The organism is Flavobacterium sp., assembly GCF_003525665.1.
Classification (GTDB): domain Bacteria; phylum Bacteroidota; class Bacteroidia; order Flavobacteriales; family Flavobacteriaceae; genus Flavobacterium.
Genome location: NZ_DQDX01000168.1, coordinates 3510 through 8660, shown reverse-complemented (window position 1 = coordinate 8660; position 5151 = coordinate 3510). Strand labels below are relative to the sequence as shown.

The 5151-nt window shown below is 32.6% G+C and carries 4 protein-coding genes and 1 pseudogene; 4 read left to right on the top strand and 1 reads right to left on the bottom strand.

The window, feature by feature from the left end; translation table 11 throughout:
- Positions 1–30: 30 nt before the first annotated feature.
- From gldF to dnaN, 3 genes are all read left to right on the top strand, one after another.
- Entirely contained in the window at positions 31–756 is a 726-nt protein-coding gene (gldF, locus tag DIU01_RS11725) for a gliding motility-associated ABC transporter permease subunit GldF (RefSeq protein ID WP_290834667.1), read from the top strand.
- Positions 756–2438: a gliding motility-associated ABC transporter substrate-binding protein GldG gene (gene gldG, locus DIU01_RS11720; RefSeq protein ID WP_290834665.1), complete on the top strand. Its 1683-nt coding sequence runs from the start codon at positions 756–758 to the stop codon at positions 2436–2438. The genes gldF and gldG overlap by 1 nt, the downstream gene beginning before the upstream one ends.
- A gap of 62 nt (positions 2439–2500) precedes the next feature.
- Positions 2501–3619: a DNA polymerase III subunit beta gene (dnaN, locus tag DIU01_RS11715; RefSeq protein WP_035126629.1), complete on the top strand. Its 1119-nt coding sequence runs from the start codon at positions 2501–2503 to the stop codon at positions 3617–3619.
- Positions 3620–3695: 76 nt separating this feature from the next.
- On the opposite strand, the gene DIU01_RS11710 is transcribed toward dnaN, so the two are convergent.
- The gene (locus tag DIU01_RS11710; protein ID WP_290834660.1) at positions 3696–4526 is read right to left on the bottom strand and encodes a universal stress protein; all 831 of its coding nucleotides are present in this window, start codon (positions 4524–4526) and stop codon (positions 3696–3698) included.
- Between the two features lie 174 nt (positions 4527–4700).
- Between DIU01_RS11710 and DIU01_RS11705 the strand changes: the two are divergent.
- Positions 4701–5151 (top strand): annotated as a pseudogene (locus tag DIU01_RS11705) (tRNA uridine-5-carboxymethylaminomethyl(34) synthesis GTPase MnmE); the annotation flags it as partial.

Sequence of the window (5151 nt, the reverse complement as noted above, 5' to 3'; positions counted from 1 at the left end):
GTGACTTAGCGCCTTTGTGGCAAATTAAATATGAAATCAATACTACTACGTGAAATTAAATCCTTTTTTGGTTCGCCAATAGGTTATTTAGTAATCGCAATTTTCTTATTGCTCAACGGATTATTCCTTTGGGTTTTTGAAGGCGATTTTAATATTTTAAACAGCGGATTCGCCGATTTAACACCGTTTTTTACCATCGCACCGTGGATTTTAATTTTTCTAATTCCGGCCGTTACCATGCGTAGTTTTTCTGATGAGAAAAAACAAGGAACCATCGAACTATTAATGACCAAACCAATTTCTATTTGGGAAATCGTTGGCGGAAAATTCTTTGGTGCTTTTCTTTTAATTGTAATTGCAATTATCCCAACTTTCATCTACGTTTACGTGATTTATGGTTTAGGAATGCCAGAAGGAAATATCGATATGGGAAGCACAATGGGTTCCTATTTTGGACTACTATTTTTAATCGCAAGTTATACCGCAATTGGAATTTTCACTTCTACGTTATCCGAAAATCAGATTGTTGCATTCATACTTTCGGTTTTTCTGTGTTTTATATTTTATTACGGATTTCAAGGTTTAACTACGTTAATCAAAAGTTCCGAAAATTTAATTGAACTATTTGGTATGGATTATCACTTTAAAAGTATAAGTCGTGGTGTTATTGACACGCGCGACGTGCTTTATTTTGTGAGCATCACCATTTTATTTCTATCAATGACTGTTTATAAATTAAAATCTCTAAAATCGTAATGGAAAATAAGAAGTCTAACTTAAAAGTACTACTTACAACTATTGCCATTTTAGTTGTATTAAATTTTGCCGGAAACTTTTTCTTTAAGCGTTTCGATTTAACATCAGACCAACGTTATACGCTTTCGCAAACTTCTTTAAATATCATAAAAGAAGTAAAAGAACCTTTATACGTTGATGTGTTTTTGGAAGGAAATTTCCCTGGTGAATTCAAAAAATTACAAACCGAAACCCAACAATTATTAGAAGAATTTAAAGCTTACAATTCGAATATCATTTTTCAATTTGTAAATCCGCTAGAAGATGAAACCGATCGTGAGGCAATTATGCAATCGTTTTATGACCGCGGATTAACACCATTAAACGTAACTCTAGAAGATAAAGGAAAGCAAACACAAGAAGTAGTTTTTCCTTGGGCAGTCGTTACTTATGGTGATAAAAGCACGAAAGTTCCGTTGTTAAAAAACATGATGGGCGCATCGACAGCAGAGAAAGTAGTAAGTTCTGTGCAACATCTTGAATATGCTTTTGCAAACGGATTTAATACTGTTTCAAAAAAGAAAGAGAAAAAAGTTGCCGTTATCAAAGGAAAAGGTGAATTACACGATATTCTAATTGCCGATTTTGTGAAGTCAGTACGTGAAAATTATTACATTGGAACTTTCACCTTAGATTCTGTTGCCAAAAATCCAAATGAGAGTTTAAAATATCTAAAAAAATATGATTTAGCTGTTATTGCCAAACCAAGCGAGGCTTTTACTGATGAAGAGAAAGAAGTCTTAGATCAATTCATCATCAATGGCGGAAAAACATTGTGGTTGGTAGATCAAGTGAATATGGAAATGGACAGTTTGTACAATCAGGATGGAAGCAATTTGGCTTTTCCTCGTGATTTGAATTTGTCTGACATGTTTTTCAAATATGGCGTTCGAATAAAACCCGATTTGATTAAAGATTTACAAGCAGCACCAATTTCGTTAGCCACAGGTCAACAAGGAAGTACAACACAATATACTCAATATCCGTGGATGTATTCGCCTGTGATTTATTCCGATTCTAAACATCCTATTGTAAGTAATTTGGATGCCTTAAAATTTGAATTCACAAACCCAATAGAACTACTAAAAAACGATATAAAAAAAACCGTTTTATTATCGTCTTCCAAATATTCTAAACCTGTTGGAACTCCTGTTGAAGTGAGTTTGAACATGGTTGCCGATAAACCCGACATGAATGAGTTTAAAGGAAGTTTAGGTTTTCCTGTAGCTGTTTTATTAGAAGGAAAATTTCATTCGATGTATGAAAATCGTGTGCTTCCGTTTAAAGAAAGTAGTTTCAAACCAATCGGAAAAGACAATAAAATGATTATCATTTCTGATGGAGATATTATCAAAAATCAATTGGATAAAAATTACCAACCACTTGAATTAGGTTTTGATAAATGGACCAATAATATGTATGCAAATAAAGAGTTTATGCTGAATTGCGTGAATTATTTGCTTGACGATAACGGACTTATTAACATTAGAAGTAAAGAAGTTGACTTGCCAATTTTAGATAAAGAAAAGGTTTATGAAGAATATACATTTTCGCAAATCATAACTGTCGGAGTTCCAATACTAATTTTATTGGTCTTTGGATTAGTGTTCACATTTATCAGAAAAAGAAAATACAGTAAGTAATGTTAATAAAAATCTTTTTGAAATCTATTTCTTTAAGATATATTTGTAAAAAATAATATAAGATGAAGTTTATAGTTTCTAGCTCGTATTTATTAAAACAACTACAAGTTTTAGGTAGCGTTATCAACAGTAGCAATACCTTACCAATTTTAGATAACTTTTTATTTGAATTAGATAAAAAAGCATTAACCGTTTCTTCTTCTGATTTAGAAACGACTATGTCGGCTACTTTAGAAATTGAGTCAACCGATCAAGGAAGTGTTGCTGTTCCTGCGAAATTATTATTAGATATTTTAAAGACATTTCCAGAACAACCTTTAACCTTTACAGTTGAAGAAAATAGCACTATCGAAATCAGTTCTAACTCGGGTAAATACGCGATTGCTTATGCGCCAGGAGAAGAATTTCCAAAATCGGTAGCTTTAGACGATCCATCATCTACATTAGTTCCAGCAGAAGTTTTAGCAACAGCAATTAGCAAAACTATTTTCGCTGCAGGAAACGACGATTTACGTCCGGTAATGAGCGGTGTTTTCTTTCAGTTTTCTCCAGAAGGATTAATATTTGTTGCAACTGACGCACACAAATTAGTAAAATATGCTCGTACAGATGTGAAAGCGTCGCAAGTAGCCGATTTTATTATGCCTAAGAAACCATTAAATATTTTGAAAAGTATTTTGGGTGCTTCTGATGCTGAAGTAAAAATTGATTACAACGATGCTAATGCCACTTTTTCATTCGAAAATTACATTTTAACTTGTAGATTAATTGATGGAAAATATCCAAATTATGAAGCAGTTATTCCAAAAGAAAATCCAAATAAATTATTGATTGATAGAACACAATTTTTTAGTTCGGTTCGTCGTGTTGCGATTTTCTCAAATAAAACTACACACCAAATTCGTTTGAAAATTGCTGGTGCCGAATTAAATATTTCTGCAGAAGATATCGATTATTCTAACAAAGCTGAAGAAAGATTGACTTGTGATTACCAAGGTGATGACATGCAAATTGGATTCAACTCTCGTTTTTTACTTGAAATGTTGAGCAATTTACAATCAGATGAAATACAATTAGAAATGTCAATGCCAAATCGCGCCGGAATTTTAACTCCAGTTGATGGACTTGACGAAGGTGAAACCGTTACAATGCTTGTTATGCCAGTTATGCTTAACAACTAAAAATACAATTAACTAACCTAAACCAACGAAAACCGTTCCGATTTATATCAGAACGGTTTTTTAAATTATAACAAACTTATTCGTGTAATGCCAAGACTGGAATTTCAGAATTATAAGACATTTTCTCTGTAAAACCAGTTGTAAATAACGATTCAAAGAAACCTCTTTTGTAGGTTAGCATTGCCAAAACATCGATACCTTGATTGGTAATAAAATCGGAAATTGTTTCTTTTATATTTTCATCAGGAAGAATGAAGAACGTTACTGGTTCGCTTTTGAAAATCTCTTTCCAATTATTAAAAGTCGCTTCATCATTATCTGAAGTTGTAGTTTTTACATAAAGACATTTTACAGATGCATTGGCTGCTTTGGCAATTTTAATTACTTGTTTCAAAGCTTCTTTATCTTTTTCTCTGAAACGAGTTGTAAATCCGATAGTTGAAATTTTAGTGTATTTGGCATCTTTTGGAATGCTCAAAACGGGCACGCTTAAACTTGCAATTGCTTCTCCCGTAGTAGTTCCAACAAAGGTTTCCTTCCATCCTACTGCGCCAGAAGTTCCCATAACAACAAAATCTATTGGTTCTTTTTTAATTATTTCTTTGATGTTAAAAATCAAATCGCCATCCATAAGCATGTGGCTCATTTTAATATCGGCAAAATTATTCTCTTCGGCAATCTGACGTAATTTTGGAACTTCGTCTTTAAATTTATCCAAATTAGCCAATTCCAAACTATCAAAAACCGATTGATAATTCATTGGAGCAAATTGATTTTCTACAATTGGCAATTCGTACGTGTGCAATAAAATAAGTTCTCCTTGAACCAATCTTGCCAAACCAAGAGCATGAACAAATGCGTTATTGGCAATTTCTGAGAAATCTGTTGGAAATAATATCTTTTTCATAAATAATTAATATTGGTTAACATCATAAAGGTACTTCAATAAAGCCACAAAAAACATGACAATGGTCATATTTGCAATTATTTAACATCGAATGTTAAGATAAACTTCAAACTACTACTTGCGTTCTATAAAAGAATTTTAAATTGGTATCTTTGCACTTTCAAATAAAAAATTATGATTTATAACGAAACCATTGTTGCTTTGGCAACTCCATCTGGAGCTGGCGCTGTTGCTATTATTAGAATGTCTGGAAAGGACGCGATTACAATTGCTGCAGAAGTTTTTCAATCGGTTTCAGGTAAAGATTTGAGTAAGCAAAAAACACATACAATTCACCTAGGGACAATTGTTGATGATACTAAAATCTACGATCAGGTTTTGGTTTCAATATTTAAAAATCCAAATTCTTATACAGGTGAGAACGTAATCGAAATATCCTGTCATGGTTCTATTTTTATTCAGCAACAAATTATTCAACTATTGCTAAGAAAAGGTTGTCGAATGGCTCAAGCTGGAGAATTTACACTTCGTGCTTTTTTAAATGGAAAATTAGATTTATCTCAGGCAGAAGCTGTTGCCGATTTAATTTCGTCTGATAATGAAGCGTCGCATCAAATTGCAATGC

Coding starts and splice junctions, on each gene's coding strand:
- gldF (WP_290834667.1), top strand. CDS start 31: ATGAAATCAATACTACTACGTGAAATTAAATCCTTTTTTGGTTCGCCA.
- gldG (WP_290834665.1), top strand. CDS start 756: ATGGAAAATAAGAAGTCTAACTTAAAAGTACTACTTACAACTATTGCC.
- dnaN (WP_035126629.1), top strand. CDS start 2,501: ATGAAGTTTATAGTTTCTAGCTCGTATTTATTAAAACAACTACAAGTT.
- DIU01_RS11710 (WP_290834660.1), bottom strand. CDS start 4,526: ATGAAAAAGATATTATTTCCAACAGATTTCTCAGAAATTGCCAATAAC.